The sequence below is a fragment of the Holdemanella sp. genome (assembly GCF_056804935.1).
Genome location: NZ_DBMEXE010000262.1, coordinates 1 through 1,974 on the forward strand (window position 1 = coordinate 1; position 1,974 = coordinate 1,974).

General features: G+C 33.6%; 1 protein-coding gene. It reads right to left on the reverse strand.

Annotation, left to right across the window (positions count from 1 at the left end; genetic code table 11):
- Positions 1–433: 433 nt before the first annotated feature.
- Positions 434–1,972: a class I mannose-6-phosphate isomerase gene (locus tag ACZQCL_RS09085; protein WP_482482934.1), complete on the reverse strand. Its 1,539-nt coding sequence runs from the start codon at positions 1,970–1,972 to the stop codon at positions 434–436.
- Positions 1,973–1,974 lie beyond the last annotated feature (2 nt).

Here is a 1,974-nt window from a genome sequence, read left to right on the forward strand (position 1 = left end):
CGAAAATAAGGGAAAGCCAATATATTTAAGATTATTTTCCCTTAAATTCATTCGTTTTTTGTAGGATAAATAATATTTTATGCGATTCGCAGGGATATAAACATATAAAAATTATAAATAATCCTTGTGAATGGAACATGAAATATTAAGACAACCGATACTATCACATTGTCACAATTAGTATGGAATGAGAAGATAAATTATCTTACGCTCACTTCATTCATGATATTACACAAGAAAAGAGCAGGAGCGTCTGCACCAACAAGCTAGAATTGATGCATTAACGCAAGATGGTAATCGATATTATTTTAAGGATGAAATACAGAAAATTTTAGATTAATAAATCTGAAGAGACATCCTGCAAATCACTGATCAAAGAATGTATGCACAAAAACGAAAAAAGTAAAATGACAACCATTTAGGTTGTCACTTTTTAACTTCTTACATATGCCTTTAATACTTTAATTTTATCACAATTATAAGGCTTGATTGTATATTCCTTAATACTTGCAGGAATAATGAAGGTTTCTGCATAATGCACAATGAAAGGTTCAAAATTCCCTTCAATAATGGCACTCTTTCCATCAATTAAATTCAACATATTCACTGTACCATGTGTTTTGTGCAATGAATCATTGTTGATTGTATATCTTCTTGTTTCAATGAATTCTAGTTCATGTAAACCCGTATGTTCGATCTTACAATCATTTCCTTCTTCTTTTACTTCATAAGTCGCATTGACCAAGTTTTCTTTGACCCATTTTGTCGTACGATCCCATTGAATAACATGTTTTCCATGTTCAATATTGATAGGTCGAGGTAGGCCATCTAAGCCAAGTCTTTGCCAGTCCCACAATTTAAATGTAAAGATATAAGGTGTAGCACTAATTTCTAATACCATCGCATTCTTTCCGGAACAATGACAAGTTCCTGCTGGAATCAAGAAATGATCATGTTTCTTTGCCGGAAACTTATTGATATATTTATCCGCATCAAATACAATTTCACCACGTTGCGCAGACTCTAAATCAGAAATCATTTCATTGGGTTGAATGCCTTCTTTTAGACCTAAATAAACATGGGCATCTTCCTTAGCATCTAAAATATAGTAACTCTCATCTTGGGTGTAACTCATCCCAAAATTCTTTTTAATATATTCCGTTAATGGATGTACCTGCAAAGATAAGTTTTGTCCTTCCATCGTATCTAGAAAGTCAAAGCGAATTGGAAATTCTGCACCAAAACGAGAATAGACTTGTTCTCCCAATAATTCTTTTGGTTGATACAACACTAGATCCATAGCTGGAAGCTCTACAGTAACTCCATCATAATCAAATAAAATACTGTTTTCTTCTGGCACACCATCAAAACTCCATGCATAATTTGGCTGATTCACATCTAAGTTACAAACTTCCTTCATCCATTGACCACCCCATACGCCTGGATCAAAGTATGGTACTGTTCGGAATGGTTTTTGAGCTAATTGTTTTAAACTATCGATAAACGTATCACTCGAAATCATTTTTGGATCGTTGGATTTATTTGTATCGACCACATAATCAAAACAATTAAATCGCTCAGCCTTATGTTTATCGGCAATACGCCATTCAATAAAATAGCCACGCTTATATTTTTTTAAGATATCTTCATCATAATTATCACAATTATAATTTGGCATAGATTTACGATAACGCAATTGAATTTCCCAACGTGCCATATCAAAGTAGATATACAAATCGCCATGACTTACTAAGCCAGCTCCAACTCCATAAATGATAGTAGAACCATGATGTTCCTCCACCTTATTTTTAGCTTCTTCTAGCTTTTCTTCATCTATAAAATCCACAAGATTGCCATAATACATCTTGCCAAACACACGATCATCCGTTAGATTATATTTCATTTGTTCGGTCATGGTTTTGCCATCTTTAAAGACAATTCCGTCCAGCCGGGATACAATTTGACGCAGTATTT